The organism is Klebsiella sp. MBT K-1, assembly GCF_002556465.1.
Lineage (GTDB): Bacteria > Pseudomonadota > Gammaproteobacteria > Enterobacterales > Enterobacteriaceae > Klebsiella > Klebsiella grimontii.
The window spans coordinates 240,125-257,096 of the sequence record NZ_PDEL01000004.1 but is presented as its reverse complement, the minus strand read 5'-3'; the positions used below and the strand labels follow the sequence as shown (position 1 = coordinate 257,096).

The following is a 16,972-nucleotide window of genomic DNA, read 5'->3' as shown; positions in this document are numbered from 1 at the left end:
TGAGCCTGCCGATAGTGAACGGCTATTTTTTGAAGCCCGGAATGAAACGATTAACATCCACCTCAAGGAATTTGCTGCGCTGAAAATTCGCTTTCAGGTTCCATGGAACGGTGCAGTCAAAAATCGTTTTACAGGCAATCCCGTGGCCGAGTATTGATGGGCTGAATGCGGGATCGGATGACGGATCGAGCGGATGGCAGCGTACACCCGGTATAAAGATAGTACTGACATCCCCCTGGTAGCGCGTTGTCATCGCCCACATCACATCGTTAATATCAAAAACATCAACATCCTCATCAATCAACATGACATGTTTCAATTCTGAGAAAGCCGAAAACGCGAGAAGCGCGGCCTGGCGCTGCCTGCCCTCATCCGCTGGCGTGCGTTTTTTAACCTGTAGCACGGCCAGATATTTGCCTGTGCCCGGCGATGGGCAATGCACGTTCTGAACGAAACCAGGCAATGCCTTTTCAACCATTTGCAAGATACTGGCTTCTGTTGGGATCCCGGCCAGATTGGTGTGCTCATCGCTTGCTCCAATACAGGTTTGCAGGATTGGATGGCGGCGGTGAGTAATAGCTTTAACTTTGATTACCGGAACCTGAGCCTGAGCGCTGCCGGTGTAGCCTGGAAACTCCGGCATAGCCTTACCGGTATCGGTGTTCTGATCTTCACGCACTCTCACGTTCGGTAAGAGCTCGCCTTCGATAATGACTTCAGCGTTAGCGATAGCAAGCGCATTAACGCTCACGCACTCGGTAAGCTCTACAGGCTGGTTGCGCAAACTACCGGCAATTGACAGTTCGTCAAAACCTAAAGGCGTTGTCGGGGGCTCGAAGCAGGCGCCGATCTCAATTGCCGGATCGACGCCAATACTGATAGAGATAGGCAGCGCTTTTCCGGCGGCTTCGGCTTTCTGGCGGAAAGTATCAAGGTGGCGGCCTGGAACAAAATACATTGATATTTCATCTTTACTCTGGACGCATAGACGATGAATGGTGACGTCACGTTCACCGGTTTGCGGGTCGGCGGCGTAGCACATACCGAGAGTAAAGTAGGGGCCGGCATCTTCCGGAGTATTGGTGGGCGCAGGCAATATTTTCAGGATATCGAAATCAGGATCGGTCGCCAGGTGAACGACTTCCTGACACGCGGCCTTGTCGCGTGGGATGACTATCGGCGCAATAGGGTTGGCAACGGAGTCTTTTAGCATAAACGCCAGGTTTTCAGGCGTGGTGCCAAACAGGTGGGCGACGCGCTTGCGTGAGCAAAGTAGACCGATGAGCACCTTTACGTCGTCGTACCCTTTGATTTTGTTAAAAATCATGGCTGGGCCCACGCGAGTAGGGCGCTGGACGGTGCCGTGCGCCCCGACGTAGCGGTATACGCCAGATAATTCGGCAATAGGATCAACAGGTTCATCGGTATAGATCAATTCATCATCGTAATGGCTTAATACAGCCAATGCGGAGCGCAGATCCGTCACTTTTGGTTGTTCCATGGGCATTGAACTCTCCTTTTTATTTCATTAAACGATGACCCGATGGGCATATAGCGCCGACCCTGATTTTTAATCATCGCGATGGGGTTAATTTTCGATAAATACAAATAAGAGTCCAATAACATTGCCCCGGATTTTAATAAGGATTTATTATTAGCGTCTTCCTGGAGGTCGTTATGGATTATCGGCAATTACATGCTTTTGTGGTACTGGCGCAAGAGCTGCATTTCGGACGGGCGGCGCAGAGGCTTAACGTTACCCAGCCTGCGCTCACGCAGCAGATTAAAAACCTTGAGAATACGTTGGGCTTGATGCTGTTTGTTCGCGATCGGCGCAATGTTTCATTGACCACAGAGGGGCTATTTTTGATTGACGAGGCGCGAGTTATTCTTGGTCACTGCGATAAGTTCCTCGAAAATGTAAACAGCCTGCGTCTGGGGTATAAAGGACAGTTAAAAGTCGGCTATGTTGGGTCATCTATTCTCGATCCGGCATTGACATTGTTAATAAAAAACTATCGGCATAAGAAATCAGAGACCGATTTGATAATAGAAGAACATAACGCTCATAATTTATTAACATTGTTACTGGATAAACGGATCGATCTGGCTTTTGTTCGTTCGCCAATACCGCAATATGAACAGCTGGAATATATGAATATTGCCACGCGTTCGCTTATTGCCGTCCTGCCGCGTAACCATGAACTGGGTAACCGGCGGAAAATCTCCCTGGCGTTACTGGCGAAAGAACAATTTTTTATGCAAAAGGACCCTTACGGCGTGGGCCTCGGCTGGTCGGCAATTAACGCCTGCCAGCAGGCCGGGTTTACCCCGCAGAAAATTCAGTATACCCGTGATGTATCGGTGGCTATTGGCCTGGTTTCAATGGGAATGGGTGTTGCTCTGGTGCCAGAAACGCAGAGTTCGATGCTGATGTCCGATGTAAGCTACTGCCTGCTGGAGGAAACATTTGCCACTACCACGCTCACTCTGTGCTGGCGGCGGCATACTAAAAATAACATCCTGCGCGATTTTATAAACTACACCCGGGAGCTCACCGACCGTCAGCACCACAGGGCGACTCAAAGCGTGGCAGCCCAACGGTCTGACGATCTTTGAACGAACGGAAGCGTCTATTTGCCCGGGAAGAGGTTCCGGTTGCGCATGACGCCTTCCTGCACCGTGGAAGCTACCAGCGTGCCGTCCTGAGTATAGAACTCGCCGCGCACAAAACCGCGCGCGCTGGAGGCGGAGGTGCTCTCAACGCTGTACAGCAGCCAGTCGTTGATGTTGAACGGACGGTGGAACCACATTGAGTGATCGATGGTGGCGACCTGCATTCCGGGCTCCAGAAAACCGACGCCGTGCGGCTGCAGGGCGACGGGCAGGAAGTTAAAATCCGAAGCGTAGCCTAACAGATACTGATGGATGCGGAGATCTTCCGGAACGGCGCCGTTGGCGCGGATCCACACCTGACGCGTCGGTTCTGCAACGTGGCCTTTCAGGGGGTTATGAAATTCGACCGGGCGAATCTCCAGCGGTTTATCGCAGAGAAATTTTTCTTTAACCTGCGGCGGCAGCAGATGGGCCAGCTTGCGGGCGATATCCGTTTCGGAGGGGAGGGCGTCCGGAGCGGGCGCCGCGGGCATGGTTTTTTGATGTTCATAGCCGGGTTCTGGCGCCTGGAAAGAGGCGGTCATATAGAAAATCGGCTTCCCGTTTTGAACCGCCGCCACCCTGCGGGCGCTGAAGCTATTGCCGTCGCGCAGGACTTCAACGTCATAGATGATGGGTTTCTGGCTGTCGCCGGGACGCAGGAAGTAGCTGTGAAACGAGTGAATCAGGCGTTCTGCGGGGACCGTCTCTTTTGCTGCGTATAGCGCCTGGCCAACCACTTGACCACCAAAAACCTGACGCAAGCCCAGATCCTCGCTCTGACCGCGGAACAATCCCTCTTCAATTTTTTCCAGATTTAACAATGCCAGCAGATTGGTTAATGCCTGACTCATAGTAACCCTCAATCAATGATGACTGCTTTGCGCAGCGCGTTATTGAGGCAAAGTATAACCTGGAATCGCAAGTGGTCCGATGGGTGCAATAATCTGAATATGGGCTCTTTTCCAGGAAGAGAACTGAGATCTGTGCCACACTTATTTACGATACTAATGTCCTGTCCCCGATTGTGGCTGGATGTACTCCTGTTAAAGAAGGGATGAAAAGGAGAAAAGAATGAAATTTGCCTATATGTTAAGTGCCTTAGCCGTCGCGGCTACGTTGTCTGCCTGTGCGAACAACCACAGCAGTAATGCAGCGAACCAGGCTGCGCCCGATCCTTACGGCATTGCCTCACTAAGCTCCTCGCAGCAGCAGCCTAACGTTTCCGGGACCATCAATATTCGACAGCGCGTGGCGTTACCGCCGGATGCGGTATTAACCGTAACTCTGTCGGATGCGTCCCTGGCCGATGCGCCAGCGCACGTGCTGTCGCAAAAAGCGGTAAGGACCGAAGGGAAGCAGGCGCCGTTTAACTTTGTTCTGCCCTACAACCAGGCGGACATTAAGCCTAATGCACGCATCCTGTTAAGTTCGGCGATTACCGTTAACGGTCAGCTGATGTTTATTACCGATACCGTGCAGACGGTGATTAATCAGGGCGGCAATCGCGCCGATCTGCTGCTGGTACCGGTCCAGCAAACGGCGGTGCCGGTGGCAAATACGAACGTTCCCGCCGCGCAATAACCCCACAATGCCCCTTTCAGGGGCATTTTTTTGCCTTTAATAAATCCAGCGGTAATGCTGCAGGTCAATATGACCGCTGCCTGAGACCTGAACTCCCTCCGCCAGGAGCGCCTGGCGTTGGCGCTGTAGATCTGGCCCGGTAAGCGAGATATCGCCGTGGCGGTTGACGACCCGATGCCAGGGAAGCTGGGACCCTTCAGGCAGACGCTTTAAAACCCCGCCGACCTGACGCGCCGCACGCGGTGAACCGGCCAACTGAGCAACGTCGCCGTAGGTAGCAACGTACCCCTCTGGGATCGAGGCGACTATCTGCCAGACTCGCTGCGGAAAAGTATCGTGAGAATCCATGGTACGTCCTGCTGCCGGGAAAGGCTCAGGATAATCGTTGTACGACGGGCTGTACAGATAGCGGCTTAAGCCGTTTTAACAACGGTAAATTCCAGCGCCAGGCCAAGCACCTGCATGCCATGGACATTCTCATTCGGTATATTGGTCAGCAGGGTTTCAAGAAACTTCAGGCGTTTTGACTGAGCGTTAATCACCAGTTTTGCGCGCATGGCCGGAAGCTTAAGCGTTGATATTGGATAGACCACGCGACCGCTGACTTCGATAGGGAGTTTACGTAATTCAATGTGCTGAAGGACGCCGACGCTAGAGTAGAGCAGCGCGACCGGGGTGACGGCGAGTAGCGGATTTTGGCTAATGGTCACAAAATCAAGAAGCAGCTCCGGGCGCAGAAAGTTTAAACCGCGGAAGGGAACGGTGACTTCATCGATTGGCGGCATCGCCAGGGTAGTGATTAAACGCGGTGATTCACTCATTCAGATACCATGATAAAAAACATACAATTCATAGTGAACATTATGGATGTTGAGGGGCGTTTGTGCTGAGAGTGCGCTCGCAATCTCCTGCCAGGGACGGAAATTTTACGCTACAAAGCCGCGATATCGCTCTGATTACGCGACTTTGCGCAATAAACCAGCACCCAATCGGCGGCGGCTTGCAATTCAGGGGTTCAGCAGGGATAATGCGCCAGCGCGTTAGGTAACTAGCGCTCTCAATGGGGGCTCTGTTGGTTCTCCCGCAACGCTACTCTGTTTACCAGGTCAGGTCCGGAAGGAAGCAGCCAGAGCAGACGACGTGTGTGCCGGGATGTAGCTGGCAGGGCCCCCACCCATTTCAGCGTGCCCCAGCGCTCTGTGCATCTAATAAGCGGCTTCGCTCATCCCCTCATTTTTAATATCCACAAATAAAGTGTGTATTTTTTCTCGTTTCTAAAACATATCTTTTTTATGCCAAAAATTCGCTACGTCATAAAATTGAAATTTAACTGAAATATTAATGTCATCTTTATGTCATATATAACGTGCAGATTATTCATGGGAAAATGTTGTTAGATATAAGCTAAAAATATATCTCTGGATCAGCATGTTAACTTCGTGTATTAATTATATGATGATTTTATTTCACGGGAAGCGTGACTATGACCACGGTAGTTCTGAACGTAAAAATTGATGGCGAGTTAAAAGAAAAGCTGCGTCAGTATGCGGAAGAAAATAACGAAAATTTAGGAACAGCTACGGAGAAACTGCTACTCCTGGCCTTTCAGGTAGTGGAATCAGCAGACGAGGCGGGGGTTTCGGAAGAAGATATCGATAGCCAGCATACCGAAGAGGAAGCGTCTCCATTAACCCCTAAAGAAATCAAAGCATTACGTAAAATTCTGAAGAAGAGAAAATGAAACAACAACTCTCTACAGCCAGCAACTATAGCGAAGCCTGCGACATGCTGCGTTCCGGCTACGTCAAGCACGTACGCCTGAACTGGAATATCGGTAGCGATGAGTTTTTTCGCATTGCCTCCGATTGGTGTGACACCGGTGCAAAAATTAAAAAAGATGAAGACGGCTTTATTATTTCTCTGAAAGGGTTTCCGATCCCGCGTCAGCATTAATGAAACTATTTTAATTTTGTCATCGGGCTGACACGTCAGAAAGACAAAATTGAACGGCAATTTTATAAAAACATCTCATATGCATCACGGATGATGGTTTTTGACGGGCTGGCTCCAGCCCGTCGATATTTTATTAGATGATTTTCCTTAGACGAAAGCTCTCCTTCTGCTCCGTAAGACTATGCCATAGCGGCTGCAATGTAGTAAACGCGCTGCGTAGTTCCTCATCCGAAAGGGTAAAGGGCAAACGCAAATAGCGATCAAACGCGCCGGCCAGACCAAAGCGTGTGCCCGTCCCGATGTGAATTCCGCGGCTTTCAGCGCGAACGGAAAAGAGCGTCGCCAGCATGCCGGGTAATTCAACCCAAAAAGAGAGCCCCCCTTCCGGCGGAGTGAAGCGCCAGTGGGGAAAATATTCCGCCATCAGCGCCCCGCACATATCCCGGCGGGTCGCCAGCATGGCGCGGCGTGACGGCAGCAGCCCTTTCTCATTCTCAAGCAACCAGCAGCAGGCCAGCTGTTCCAGCAGCGGGGAACCGAGATCGAGAGAGTCGCGCGCCTGAACCAGCGAGGCAATGGTTCGTGAAGAGGCGCGGATCCAGCCTATGCGCAGGCCTCCCCAAAAGCTTTTTCCTGCCGATCCGATGGTTATTACCGGGGCATCGGGATTAAACGCCGCTAAAGGCGGCGGCGGCGGGGCGTCGTACCATAAATCCACCATCGTTTCGTCTACCACCAGCGTGGTGCGGGTTTGCGCGGCGATATCTGCTACCCACTGGCGCGTGGCGCTATCCATACAGCGGCCGGTAGGATTATGAAAATCCGGCATCAGCCACGCCAGGCGCGGCGCCGTTTGGGCGATCGTTGCCGCCAAACCGTCGCAATCCCATCCCTGCTGCGGTAACGCAACGCTAACCGGACGGCATGATGCGCCCTGAATCGCGCTAAGCGCCATGGGGTAAGTTGGCGCATCCACCACCACCCGATCGCCGGGCCCGGTGAATAAACGCAGAACCAGCGCAAAGCCGCTAAGCGCCCCGTTGACGATCATCACCTCATCGCTGCGGGTTGGCAGCCCGCGTTCGCTATAGCGGCGGGCGATAGCTTCGCGCAGCAGCGCTAGCCCTTGTTGATCGTAACCGGTATTGGATAAATGCTCAGGCATGATCTTCAGAGCCTGGCTGTAGGCCTGATGGATCTCGGGTCCGGCGCTCAGGGCGGCAACGGCCAAATTCACCGAGAGCGGGTCCGGTTTTTGGGCTGATGCTTCCACCGGACGCTCCGGCAGGGCGATCCGCGAACCGCTTCCCTGGCGGCTATAGAGATAGCCCTCCTCCCGCAGCTGCCCGAGCGCGCTGGCAACCGTGGTGCGGCTGATATTCAGGGATGCCGCCAGTTCACGCTCGCCCGGCAGGCGGGTTTCCAGCGCGAGGCGGCCATCGAGGATAAGCAGGCGCAGCGCTTCCGCCAGCTGACGCCAGATAGGCGTACGAGAGGTGGACTCCTGCCAGTTGCCGAGCAGCCGTACCAGCGATTGTGAACCAAAGCGACGAGATGACATAGCAATCCACTTTTTAAAAACTGGCCATTAATTATCAATCCATTTTTGCTGATGATGAGGGAAATCGCAATTGTCCTGAGGTGAAAAATGGTACGTCGCTTGCTGCAACTTTACATTGGTCTGGTCCTGTACGGCGTGTCGACCGCGTTATTTGTTCACGCCAATCTGGGGGCAGACCCGTGGGATGTTTTTCATTTAGGGATCGGCAAACAGTTTAATCTGGATTTCGGTACGGTCATGATCCTGACGGGAGCGGCAGTACTGCTGCTGTGGATCCCGCTACGGCAAATGCCGGGGCTGGGGACGGTAAGTAACGTCATTGTGCTGGGGCTGGCGGCAAATGCGACTCTGGCCGTGCTGCCGCCGTTAGATTCGCTGGTGGCGCGTAGCCTGCTGTTGGGTGGAGCTATCGTACTGAATGCGCTGGCGACGGGGATGTATATTGGCGCGGGTTTCGGTCCCGGGCCGCGCGATGGGTTGATGACCGGCCTGCATGCCCGTACTGGATGGTCGCTGCGCGGTATTCGCACCGCGATTGAAGTTTCGGTTCTGCTGATTGGCTGGATGATGGGCGGCAAGTTTGGCGTGGGAACCGTACTCTACGCGTTAACTATCGGCCCGCTGATCCAGCTGTGCCTGCCGTGGTTCCATCAGCCGGCCGCGCGTAAGGCTCTGGCGAAACCCGGTGAGGCTATTTCCTGATTTTACGCTGCCATCAGGCCTGGCGACTAAACTTATCAATTCAGATACGGCCGGATTCTCCGGTCGTACTGTTCACTTCGGAGAGCAGACTCATGAAGTATGTTGATGGTTTTGTCGTTGCCGTACCGGCGGAAAATAAGGAGGCATACCGCGAGATGGCAGCAAAGGCCGCGCCATTATTTAAAGAGTTTGGCGCATTACGCGTGGTCGAGTGCTGGGCGGATGATGTCCCGGATGGCAAGCTGACCGATTTTCGCATGGCGGTGAAAGCTGAGGAGGGTGAAGAGGTGGTATTCAGCTGGATTGAGTATCCCTCTAAAGAGGCTCGCGATGCCGCCAATGCCAAAATGATGGCCGACCCGCGAATGAAAGAGTTTGGCGATAATATGCCCTTTGATGGAAAACGAATGATATACGGCGGCTTTGCTCCGCTCCTGGATGAGTAATTCATCTTTGCCATCCCCATCGTTTGTGGGGATGGCGATAGACGCGTTACAGATGACTCCAGCCATGCAGCAGCATATAGAAGCCCACCACCATAATCAGGGTGCCGGAAATCCACGGCGCTTTGCGCGAGAGATCGTTCAGCCCAGGCCAGCGGTTGGCTACGTGCTTCAGGCTCAGCGCGGCAATTGCGCCGGAAGCCACCAGAGTGAGCGCCAGCCCAACGCTAAACCCCAGCACCAGGGTTGCGCCCAGCGAGAACTTTTTCAACTGCAGGCAAATAAGCAGCACGGTTATTGACGCCGGACAGGGAATGAGCCCCCCCGTCAGTCCAAACAAGACGATCTGCCCGGTCGTGACCCGTTGCCCGTTAAAGCGGCGATTGATCTCTTGCGCATGCGCGCGCTGATGGGCGTTCTGCCAGTCATCGGCGGCAACCAGCGGAGGTTGATGAACGTGGGGATGATGTTCATGCGGGTGGTGGTGGTGTTCATGATTATGCTCATGCTCATGCTCATGCTCATGGTGATGTGAACGAGATTCGTGCCAGGTACGCCACAGCATCCAGCAGGCAATCAGTACGATAAGGATCCCTGAGAACAGTTGAAACCAGGGTTCCGACGTTTGCGCATTCCAGCCGCGGCCAAACCACAGGCCTGCTATGGCCACCAGCCAGACCACCGCCGTATGCGACACCGTCGCCGCCAGCCCCAGCAGCACCGCCTGCTTCAGGGTTCCGCGGACAGCTACGATAAACGCCGCCATCATGGTTTTTGAATGCCCGGGCTCAAGGCCGTGCAGGGCGCCCAGCAGAATAGCGCTGGGAATAAATAGCCAGGCATTGCCCTGCTGCAGGAGTGAAGCGAAATCGGTCATAACGTGATCTCTAACCTAAAGTATTGGTATGCTACTCCCCCCCAGTACATAAATACTACCCCCCAGTAGAAAAATACTCCGGGGGAGTAGAGCATGTTATGCTGTTCTCATTGTGTATCGTGGTCGTTAGTCAAAACGATCGATTAATCAAATAGTGGATCGCGTAATGTCACATACCGTTCGTCACAAGAAGATGTTATTGACCCGATTGAAGAAAATTCAGGGACAAAGCGCCGCGCTGGAAAAAATGCTAAACCGCGAACATGAATGCGCCGAGGTTTTACAGCAGCTGGCTGCGATTCGCGGTGCGGTAAACGGCATGATGATGCAGGTTATCCAGGGGCATTTAACGGATCACGTCGTTAAAGAGCCGGAGGAGGGCCAGCGCGAAGCTGACCTTGATGTAGTAATGCAGGTAATAAAATCCTATCTGAAATAGGCTCAAAGGTGAGCGACCACGGAGGGCGCCGAATCCGCCTTCAGGTTATTCTCCGCCCACAGGATAAATTTCTCTTTTGGCAGCGCCTTACTATAAAGCCAGCCCTGGGCATACTGCACGCCATGCATACGTAGCCAGTCGCGCTGGCTTTCGGTTTCGACGCCTTCTGCGACGGTCGTCAGATTGAGCGCTTTCGCCATTTCAATAATGTGCGGCGTCAGCAGTTCATACTCCAGCGTATCGACAAACGATTTATCGATTTTCAGGGTGTCTACGTCCAGTTTTTGTAAATAGCTCAGGCTGGAGTAGCCGGTGCCGAAGTCATCGATGGAAATACGGTGTCCGGCCTGCCGATAGCCGGCGAGCACCGGCAAAGTGGTTTGCGGGTCGACAAAACCGCGCTCGGTGATTTCCAGAATGATCTGCTGAGCGCTGATGCCCCAAAGCTGAAGCTGCTCTTGCAACAGGAGCGGCAGCTTTGGCGAGCGCAAATCATCGACCGATAGGTTTATCGAGATGTGTATCTCCGGACGCTGGCGCAGCCAGGTACCGAGATCGGCAAAAATTTTCCGTACAATATCTTCGGTTAAGCGGGTAATCAGCCCGGTTTGTTCGGCAAGCGGAATAAAAATATCCGGCGATAAGAAACTCCCATCGGGCTGCCTCCAGCGAGCAAGCGCCTCCGCGCCGACGATCTTTCCACTCTGCAACGAAATAATAGGCTGGTAATAGACCTGGATGGCATGGGAATTCAGCGCATCCAGCATCCCATTACGCGGCGAGCGCAGCCTGCGCAGCAGGCGAAGCAGCAGAAATGAGGCCAGAAGGCTGGTGAACAAACCAATCGGCAGCCACAGCATCAGCTGCTGATGTAGCTTATTCTGCAGCGGCACCGTCGAGGACCAGGTGGCGATAGCCAACCCCAGTTCCGGGATACGATGGAGACGATAAACGGTGCTATCGAGGGTTAAGGTTTCGGCATCCAGATGCTTAATTTTCTCCCAGACGGCAGCGCTGAGCGGTTTACTGCTGATAATGATTTGATCGCGCTTCGTGCCAAACAAAAGCGTGTGAATTTCTTCATGACCTAACGGAATGACATCGATAAACGACACCGGATCGATCATCACCACGTGATGTTCGCTGCCCATGGCCGTCATTTTATGTTTCAGTCCCAGGTCGCTAACCGACGTGAGCCAGGTACGGTAGCCATCGGCAGTGAGATGGTCGGGAGCGGGAAAGGTGACCGACACCTGGTGCTCTTCAAGAGAGGAGCACTGCGGAATACCCTCGCGTAGCCACAGCACTTCCTGAATGTAGCGGTGGGTATAGGCGATCCGTCGCATAGTGAGCAGATGCTCTGGGCTGCAGGTCGTGGCCGTATGCGCATCTGCTTCTTTCAGCGCCTCTCTTGCCTGATCGGCAACCTGCTGAACGCGCGCCAGCACGCGGACGGAAAAGTTGTCCAGCTCACTATAAAACTGCTCTTTGGCCTGCTGCGTCGCCAGCCAGATGCTCAGTATGACCGGCAAGATAATGGCGAGTATCAATACCCCTGTAACCAGACTCACCTGATGCCGGGTCGTCATGAGTATTTCCTTATTTTATGGAGGGGTTCGATGAGTATACGCGAAAGATAAAAGAGGATTCACCACGGGGTAGAAAAAGGCCCGAACCGCAAGATAGCAACGAATTCGGGCTAACAGTGGATGAACCGCGACGCTCAAGGCATGAAGCGTCGCGGAGAAAAACGAGGGCAGGTATGCTGGCAATAAGCGTTGTCAGCACAGATTCATATTCTAAAGCGCAATCATGACAATCAGATGTTGCGTTTAATGAGCGTCCGGCGCGGCGATGTCGGCGCTAATCCGCAGGTCATTTTCGTCGAAGACCATGCAGTAGCGATCGTCGAACGCGACGCTGATTTTCTGCCAGGGACGGAAATGAACGTCGCCGGGCAGCAGAATTTTGACGTTATCGTGGCCGTAGCACTGGCCGAACAGATAGGTGTTGTTACCCAGTCTCTCGACGACTTCACATTGAAACTCAACCACGGTACCGATATTCACATCGGTTGAGAGATGTTCAGGACGAATACCGAGGGTAACGGCAGCGCCGGGCTGCAGCGGCGATGTGGTGATATTGAGCGTCAGATTGTGATCTTGCGCCATCTTGACGCTAAGCTGGCCCGGCTGCCATGCGGTGACCGTCGCGGGCAGGAAGTTCATTTTCGGCGAACCGATAAATCCCGCAACGAACTTATTGACCGGGTTGTAATACAGCGACATCGGCGAACCCATCTGCTCAACTTTGCCGTAGTTCATCACCACGATTTTATCGGCCAGCGTCATCGCTTCAACCTGATCGTGGGTAACATAAACCATGGTGGTTTTGAGTTCATGATGCAGTTTAGCAATATGCAGGCGCATCTCAACGCGCAGCTCGGCATCAAGGTTGGAGAGGGGTTCATCAAACATAAACACCCGTGGATTACGCACGATGGCGCGACCGATCGCCACGCGCTGGCGCTGGCCGCCGGAGAGCTGCTTAGGTTTGCGATCCAGCAGATGAGAGAGCTGCAGCGTTTTTGCCACCATTTCAACCTGGCGGCGAATTTCATCTTTTGGCACTTTATTCACCTTCAGGCCATAGCCCATATTTTCCGCTACCGTCATATGCGGATAGAGCGCATAGGACTGGAATACCATGGCGACGCCGCGATGGGCGGGAACGACGTCGTTCATGACCTCATCGCCTATCAGTACTTCACCTTCGCTCACCTCTTCGAGACCGGCAATCATTCGCAGCAGCGTTGATTTGCCGCAGCCTGACGGACCGACGAAAACCGCAAATTCGCCATCTTCAATATCAAGGTTTACCTGATGCAGCGTCACTGTACTGCCGAACCGTTTGGTGACATTCCTCAGTCGTATATTGGACATCAACATTCCCCGGGTTAGTAGCCGTTTTTGCCGTTGGGATTTGGGCTGCGACGCGCTATTTGTATAACGTGTAACAATTCAGCCGAGCGATGCTCAACGACACTAAAATCATGTAGTGACTATAACTTCCAGAGTTTTAGCACCCTATATCGATGTTTCATTTCTGCAATCATGATCACACAACTGGCAGCTTTCAGTAGTTTTGTCAGCATTCAAAGCGTACCGTATAACAAATCAGGAATAACGGCATATTTGTTTATGAATCACCGTTTATCAGTTAACTGAAAGATTTTCGGAAGTCACATCGCCCAATAAAAACCATTAAATTGTTATACCTTCACATGAGGTTGATAATGAAAAAGAACACTCTTGCTGCACTGATCCTTACTACTCTGGCTGCCGGGCAGTTGGTGAGCCTGCAGGCGCACGCGGCCGGACAGCTCAACGTCTGGGAAGACATCAAAAAATCCGACGGCATTAAGGCTGCGGTAAATGATTTTGAAAAGCAGTTCAACGTTAAGGTGAACGTGCAGGAAATGCCGTATGCCCAGCAGTTGGAAAAGCTGCGCCTTGATGGCCCGGCGGGCATTGGCCCGGACGTGCTGGTGATCCCTAATGACCAGCTAGGCGGTGCGGTCGTCCAGGGGCTGCTGTCTCCCCTGACGCTGGACCAGGCGAAGCAGGAGGCCTTTACGCCAGCATCAATCAACGCTTTCCATATGGATAACGTGCTTTACGGCGTACCGAAAGCGGTGGAAACCCTGGTGCTGATTTACAACAAAGACCTGATCGACAAGCCGCTGGATAGCCTGCAGGCGTGGTTCGACTATTCGAAGAAGCAGCGCGAAGAGGGTAAGTACGGCCTGCTGGCGAAGTTTGACCAAATTTATTACAGCTGGGGCGCCATCGGTCCGATGGGCGGCTATATCTTTGGCAAAAATGATAAGGGCGGCTTCAACCCGCAGGATGTTGGCCTGAATAAGCCAGGCGCGGTCGAAGCGGTGACTTTCCTGACAAAATTCTACACCGACAAGGTCTTCCCGGCGGGGATCCTCGGCGATAACGGGCTGAACGCCATCGACTCGCTGTTCACCGAGAAGAAAGCGGCAGCGGTGATTAACGGCCCGTGGGCTTTCCAGCCGTATGAAGCGGCAGGCATTCATTATGGCGTCGCGCCTCTGCCGACGCTGCCGGACGGCAAACCGATGAGCTCCTTCCTCGGTGTGAAAGGCTATGTGGTCTCGACGTGGAGTAAAGATAAAGCGCTGGCGCAGCAGTTTATCGAGTTCATCAACCAGCCGCAGTACGTAAAAGCGCGCTATGTCGCCACCGGGGAAATCCCGCCGCTGAAGGCCATGATTGACGATCCGCTGATTAAGAATGACGAAAAAGCCAGCGCGGTGGCGGTGCAGTCAGCGCGGGCGACGGCGATGCCGGGGATCCCGGAGATGGGCGAAGTATGGGGCCCGGCGAACGCCGCGCTGGAGCTTAGCCTGACCGGTAAACAGGAACCGAAGGCGGCGCTCGATAACGCAGAGAAGCAGATCAAGATGCAGATCGAAGCCATGCAGGCCAGCAATCAATAATCCGGTGATGTAACAGAACGGGAGGGTCATCCTCCCGTTTTCAGAAGGAGTCGTGTGTGATTATCAATCCCAGCGAAAATATTGCCGAAGCGCGCGGCGCAGGACGCCATGCGTGGTGCGGCCTGTTGCTGGCTATCGTGCCGGGTTTTGGGCAGTTTTATCACCGCCAGTGGCTGAAGGGGATCGTCTTCCTGGTGCTGCTGAGCAGTTTTATGAGTATTTTCTATGACTTTCTCAGCGAAGGCCTGTGGGGGTTATATACCTTAGGCGAGGAAGTCCCGCGGGATAACTCTATTTTCCTGCTGGCGGAAGGGATAATCAGCGTACTGATTATCGCATTCGGTGTGTTGGTCTATTTCCTCTCGCTGCGCGACGCCTGGGTTAACGGCAAAAAGCGCGATGAAGGCGTGGCGCTGAATAGCGTACGCAAGCAGTATCAGATGCTGCTCAGCGAGGGTTTCCCGTATCTGATGATCACGCCCGGCTTCATACTGCTGGTGTTTGTGGTCATCTTCCCGATCCTGTTTGGTTTTGCTATCGCCTTTACTAACTACAATCTTTACCACACGCCGCCGGCGAAGCTGGTGGATTGGGTGGGATTCAAAAACTTCATCAACATCTTCACATTATCCATCTGGCGTTCGACCTTCTTTGATGTGCTGCAGTGGACGGTGGTGTGGACGCTGCTGGCGACGACCCTGCAATGTACCGTCGGCGTGCTGCTGGCGATTCTGGTCAACCAGAAAGATCTGCGCTTTAAGCCGATGATCCGTACGATTTTCATTCTGCCGTGGGCGGTACCGGGATTCGTGACGATTCTGGTTTTTGCCGGCATGTTCAATGATTCATTCGGGGTGATTAACAACGCCATTTTGTCCTTCTTTGGCATCAGTCCGAAGGCGTGGCTGACCGACCCGTTCTGGACCAAGACGGCGCTGATCATGATGCAGACCTGGCTGGGTTTCCCGTTTGTTTTCGCCATGACCACCGGCGTCCTGCAGGCGATCCCGGACGATCTGTATGAAGCGGCCACCATGGATGGCGCCAGCGCGTTTACCCGCCTGCGGACCATTACTCTGCCGCTGGTGCTCTACTCTATTGCGCCGATCATCATCACTCAGTACACCTTCAACTTTAACAACTTCAACATCATCTACCTGTTCAACAACGGCGGGCCGGCGGTAGCGGGGTCGAATGCCGGCGGTACGGATATTCTGGTGTCGTGGATCTACAAATTGACCATGTCGTCTTCGCAATACGCTATCGCGGCGACCATCACGATCCTGCTGTCGATTTTTGTCGTCGGCCTGGCGTTGTGGCAGTTCCGCGCCACGAAATCCTTCAAAAACGACGACATGGCGTAAGGGAAGCAACATGGCTAAATCACCGAGTATTAAACGCGAAAAGTGGATTCGCTTGTCACTCACCTGGCTAGTGGTCATCTTTGTGTCGACGATGATTATTTACCCGCTGGTCTGGACGGTAGGGGCGTCGCTGAACGCCGGGAACAGTCTGCTGAGTACGTCGATTATTCCTGAAAACCTGTCGTTCCAGCATTACGCGGATCTGTTTAACGGCAATGTGAATTATCTCACCTGGTACTGGAACTCGATGAAAATCAGCTTCATGACCATGGTGTTGACCTTAATCAGCGTGAGCTTCACCGCCTACGCGTTTTCGCGCTTTCGTTTCAAAGGGCGGCAGAACGGGCTGATGTTATTTCTGCTGTTGCAGATGATCCCGCAGTTCTCGGCGCTGATTGCGATCTTTGTTCTCTCTCAGCTGCTGGGGCTGATCAACAGCCATCTGGCGCTGGTGCTGATCTACGTGGGCGGCATGATCCCGATGAATACCTGGCTCATGAAGGGCTACCTGGACGCGATCCCTAAAGATCTGGATGAGTCCGCGCGGATGGATGGCGCCAGCAGCTTCCGCATCTTCTTCGAAATCATTATGCCGCTGTCGAAGCCGATTCTGGCGGTGGTGGCGCTGTTCTCGTTTACCGGCCCGCTGGGGGATTTCATCCTTTCCAGCACCATTCTGCGTACCCCGGATAAGTACACGCTGCCGATCGGCCTGTATAACCTGGTGGCGCAGAAAATGGGCGCCAGCTACACCACCTACGCGGCGGGCGCGGTGCTGATTGCCGTGCCGGTAGCGATTCTCTATCTGGCGCTACAAAAATACTTTGTTTCCGGCCTCACCTCTGGCAGTACAAAAGGATAACCCC

At 53.4% G+C, this 16,972-nt stretch carries 18 protein-coding genes and 1 other RNA gene; 11 read left to right on the top strand and 8 right to left on the bottom strand.

Annotated elements, in window-relative coordinates:
- Positions 1-22: 22 nt before the first annotated feature.
- Positions 23-1,507 (bottom strand): UbiD family decarboxylase, encoded by a 1,485-nt coding sequence (locus tag CMQ96_RS07820; RefSeq protein ID WP_098066526.1) that lies wholly within the window; start codon positions 1,505-1,507, stop codon positions 23-25.
- Positions 1,508-1,677: 170 nt separating this feature from the next.
- On the opposite strand from CMQ96_RS07820, the gene CMQ96_RS07815 reads away from it, so the two are divergent.
- A complete protein-coding gene (locus CMQ96_RS07815; protein ID WP_004136010.1) occupies positions 1,678-2,619 on the top strand; it encodes a LysR substrate-binding domain-containing protein in 942 nt (313 codons plus the stop codon).
- A gap of 14 nt (positions 2,620-2,633) precedes the next feature.
- Here the strand turns inward: CMQ96_RS07815 and tesB are convergent, their stop codons facing one another.
- Positions 2,634-3,509 carry an acyl-CoA thioesterase II gene (tesB, locus tag CMQ96_RS07810; protein ID WP_004136012.1) on the bottom strand — a complete coding sequence of 292 codons (876 nt, stop codon included), beginning with the start codon at positions 3,507-3,509 and terminating at the stop codon, positions 2,634-2,636.
- Between the two features lie 220 nt (positions 3,510-3,729).
- On the opposite strand from tesB, the gene CMQ96_RS07805 reads away from it, so the two are divergent.
- A complete protein-coding gene (locus CMQ96_RS07805) occupies positions 3,730-4,239 on the top strand; it encodes a YbaY family lipoprotein (RefSeq protein WP_004129852.1) in 510 nt (169 codons plus the stop codon).
- 36 nt (positions 4,240-4,275) lie between these two features.
- On the opposite strand, the gene CMQ96_RS07800 is transcribed toward CMQ96_RS07805, so the two are convergent.
- The gene (locus tag CMQ96_RS07800; protein WP_004136015.1) at positions 4,276-4,587 is read right to left on the bottom strand and encodes an MGMT family protein; all 312 of its coding nucleotides are present in this window, start codon (positions 4,585-4,587) and stop codon (positions 4,276-4,278) included.
- A 65-nt stretch (positions 4,588-4,652) separates the two neighbouring features.
- Positions 4,653-5,060 (bottom strand): hypothetical protein, encoded by a 408-nt coding sequence (locus CMQ96_RS07795; RefSeq protein ID WP_004136017.1) that lies wholly within the window; start codon positions 5,058-5,060, stop codon positions 4,653-4,655.
- Positions 5,061-5,309: 249 nt separating this feature from the next.
- Between CMQ96_RS07795 and ffs the strand changes: the two genes are divergently transcribed.
- The 3 genes from ffs (at position 5,310) to CMQ96_RS07780 (ending at position 6,192) form a co-directional block, all read left to right on the top strand.
- An RNA gene (gene ffs, locus CMQ96_RS07790) (signal recognition particle sRNA small type) lies at positions 5,310-5,406 on the top strand.
- Between the two features lie 316 nt (positions 5,407-5,722).
- Positions 5,723-5,980 carry a hypothetical protein gene (locus tag CMQ96_RS07785; protein WP_024359033.1) on the top strand — a complete coding sequence of 86 codons (258 nt, stop codon included), beginning with the start codon at positions 5,723-5,725 and terminating at the stop codon, positions 5,978-5,980.
- Entirely contained in the window at positions 5,977-6,192 is a 216-nt protein-coding gene (locus CMQ96_RS07780; RefSeq protein ID WP_004129860.1) for a hypothetical protein, read from the top strand. Before CMQ96_RS07785 ends, CMQ96_RS07780 begins: the two co-directional genes overlap by 4 nt.
- 133 nt (positions 6,193-6,325) lie before the next feature.
- Here CMQ96_RS07780 and CMQ96_RS07775 read toward each other — a convergent pair whose 3' ends face one another.
- Positions 6,326-7,753 carry a PLP-dependent aminotransferase family protein gene (locus CMQ96_RS07775; RefSeq protein ID WP_098066524.1) on the bottom strand — a complete coding sequence of 476 codons (1,428 nt, stop codon included), beginning with the start codon at positions 7,751-7,753 and terminating at the stop codon, positions 6,326-6,328.
- Positions 7,754-7,840: 87 nt separating this feature from the next.
- Here CMQ96_RS07775 and CMQ96_RS07770 point away from each other — a divergent pair, with 87 nt between their 5' ends.
- Positions 7,841-8,455: a YitT family protein gene (locus tag CMQ96_RS07770; RefSeq protein WP_024359031.1), complete on the top strand. Its 615-nt coding sequence runs from the start codon at positions 7,841-7,843 to the stop codon at positions 8,453-8,455.
- A gap of 92 nt (positions 8,456-8,547) precedes the next feature.
- On the top strand, positions 8,548-8,901 hold the full coding sequence (locus CMQ96_RS07765) for a DUF1428 domain-containing protein (RefSeq protein WP_004136022.1): 354 nt from the start codon (positions 8,548-8,550) through the stop codon (positions 8,899-8,901).
- A 46-nt stretch (positions 8,902-8,947) separates the two neighbouring features.
- Here CMQ96_RS07765 and CMQ96_RS07760 read toward each other — a convergent pair whose 3' ends face one another.
- Entirely contained in the window at positions 8,948-9,775 is an 828-nt protein-coding gene (locus tag CMQ96_RS07760; protein WP_098066522.1) for a nickel/cobalt efflux protein RcnA, read from the bottom strand.
- A gap of 166 nt (positions 9,776-9,941) precedes the next feature.
- Here CMQ96_RS07760 and CMQ96_RS07755 point away from each other — a divergent pair, with 166 nt between their 5' ends.
- Positions 9,942-10,214, top strand: coding sequence for a metal-sensing transcriptional repressor (locus tag CMQ96_RS07755; RefSeq protein WP_004129869.1), 273 nt, complete (start codon positions 9,942-9,944; stop codon positions 10,212-10,214).
- A gap of 2 nt (positions 10,215-10,216) precedes the next feature.
- Here CMQ96_RS07755 and CMQ96_RS07750 read toward each other — a convergent pair whose 3' ends face one another.
- A complete protein-coding gene (locus CMQ96_RS07750) occupies positions 10,217-11,803 on the bottom strand; it encodes an EAL domain-containing protein (protein ID WP_049086750.1) in 1,587 nt (528 codons plus the stop codon).
- 243 nt (positions 11,804-12,046) lie between these two features.
- A complete protein-coding gene (locus tag CMQ96_RS07745; protein ID WP_004099610.1) occupies positions 12,047-13,156 on the bottom strand; it encodes an ABC transporter ATP-binding protein in 1,110 nt (369 codons plus the stop codon).
- 353 nt (positions 13,157-13,509) lie between these two features.
- On the opposite strand from CMQ96_RS07745, the gene CMQ96_RS07740 reads away from it, so the two are divergent.
- From CMQ96_RS07740 to CMQ96_RS07730, 3 genes are read left to right on the top strand one after another with little or no spacing between them, the layout of a single operon-like run.
- On the top strand, positions 13,510-14,742 hold the full coding sequence (locus tag CMQ96_RS07740) for a maltodextrin ABC transporter substrate-binding protein (RefSeq protein WP_098066520.1): 1,233 nt from the start codon (positions 13,510-13,512) through the stop codon (positions 14,740-14,742).
- A 56-nt stretch (positions 14,743-14,798) separates the two neighbouring features.
- Positions 14,799-16,106 (top strand): carbohydrate ABC transporter permease, encoded by a 1,308-nt coding sequence (locus tag CMQ96_RS07735; RefSeq protein WP_004136032.1) that lies wholly within the window; start codon positions 14,799-14,801, stop codon positions 16,104-16,106.
- Positions 16,107-16,116: 10 nt separating this feature from the next.
- Positions 16,117-16,968 carry a sugar ABC transporter permease gene (locus tag CMQ96_RS07730; RefSeq protein ID WP_004136033.1) on the top strand — a complete coding sequence of 284 codons (852 nt, stop codon included), beginning with the start codon at positions 16,117-16,119 and terminating at the stop codon, positions 16,966-16,968.
- Positions 16,969-16,972: the final 4 nt, after the last annotated feature.

Coding starts and splice junctions, on each gene's coding strand:
- tesB (WP_004136012.1), bottom strand. CDS start 3,509: ATGAGTCAGGCATTAACCAATCTGCTGGCATTGTTAAATCTGGAAAAA.
- CMQ96_RS07815 (WP_004136010.1), top strand. CDS start 1,678: ATGGATTATCGGCAATTACATGCTTTTGTGGTACTGGCGCAAGAGCTG.
- CMQ96_RS07765 (WP_004136022.1), top strand. CDS start 8,548: ATGAAGTATGTTGATGGTTTTGTCGTTGCCGTACCGGCGGAAAATAAG.
- CMQ96_RS07760 (WP_098066522.1), bottom strand. CDS start 9,775: ATGACCGATTTCGCTTCACTCCTGCAGCAGGGCAATGCCTGGCTATTT.
- CMQ96_RS07795 (WP_004136017.1), bottom strand. CDS start 5,060: ATGAGTGAATCACCGCGTTTAATCACTACCCTGGCGATGCCGCCAATC.
- CMQ96_RS07745 (WP_004099610.1), bottom strand. CDS start 13,156: ATGTCCAATATACGACTGAGGAATGTCACCAAACGGTTCGGCAGTACA.
- CMQ96_RS07820 (WP_098066526.1), bottom strand. CDS start 1,507: ATGCCCATGGAACAACCAAAAGTGACGGATCTGCGCTCCGCATTGGCT.
- CMQ96_RS07750 (WP_049086750.1), bottom strand. CDS start 11,803: ATGACGACCCGGCATCAGGTGAGTCTGGTTACAGGGGTATTGATACTC.
- CMQ96_RS07730 (WP_004136033.1), top strand. CDS start 16,117: ATGGCTAAATCACCGAGTATTAAACGCGAAAAGTGGATTCGCTTGTCA.
- CMQ96_RS07805 (WP_004129852.1), top strand. CDS start 3,730: ATGAAATTTGCCTATATGTTAAGTGCCTTAGCCGTCGCGGCTACGTTG.
- CMQ96_RS07800 (WP_004136015.1), bottom strand. CDS start 4,587: ATGGATTCTCACGATACTTTTCCGCAGCGAGTCTGGCAGATAGTCGCC.
- CMQ96_RS07780 (WP_004129860.1), top strand. CDS start 5,977: ATGAAACAACAACTCTCTACAGCCAGCAACTATAGCGAAGCCTGCGAC.
- CMQ96_RS07775 (WP_098066524.1), bottom strand. CDS start 7,753: ATGTCATCTCGTCGCTTTGGTTCACAATCGCTGGTACGGCTGCTCGGC.
- CMQ96_RS07785 (WP_024359033.1), top strand. CDS start 5,723: ATGACCACGGTAGTTCTGAACGTAAAAATTGATGGCGAGTTAAAAGAA.
- CMQ96_RS07770 (WP_024359031.1), top strand. CDS start 7,841: ATGGTACGTCGCTTGCTGCAACTTTACATTGGTCTGGTCCTGTACGGC.
- CMQ96_RS07740 (WP_098066520.1), top strand. CDS start 13,510: ATGAAAAAGAACACTCTTGCTGCACTGATCCTTACTACTCTGGCTGCC.
- CMQ96_RS07755 (WP_004129869.1), top strand. CDS start 9,942: ATGTCACATACCGTTCGTCACAAGAAGATGTTATTGACCCGATTGAAG.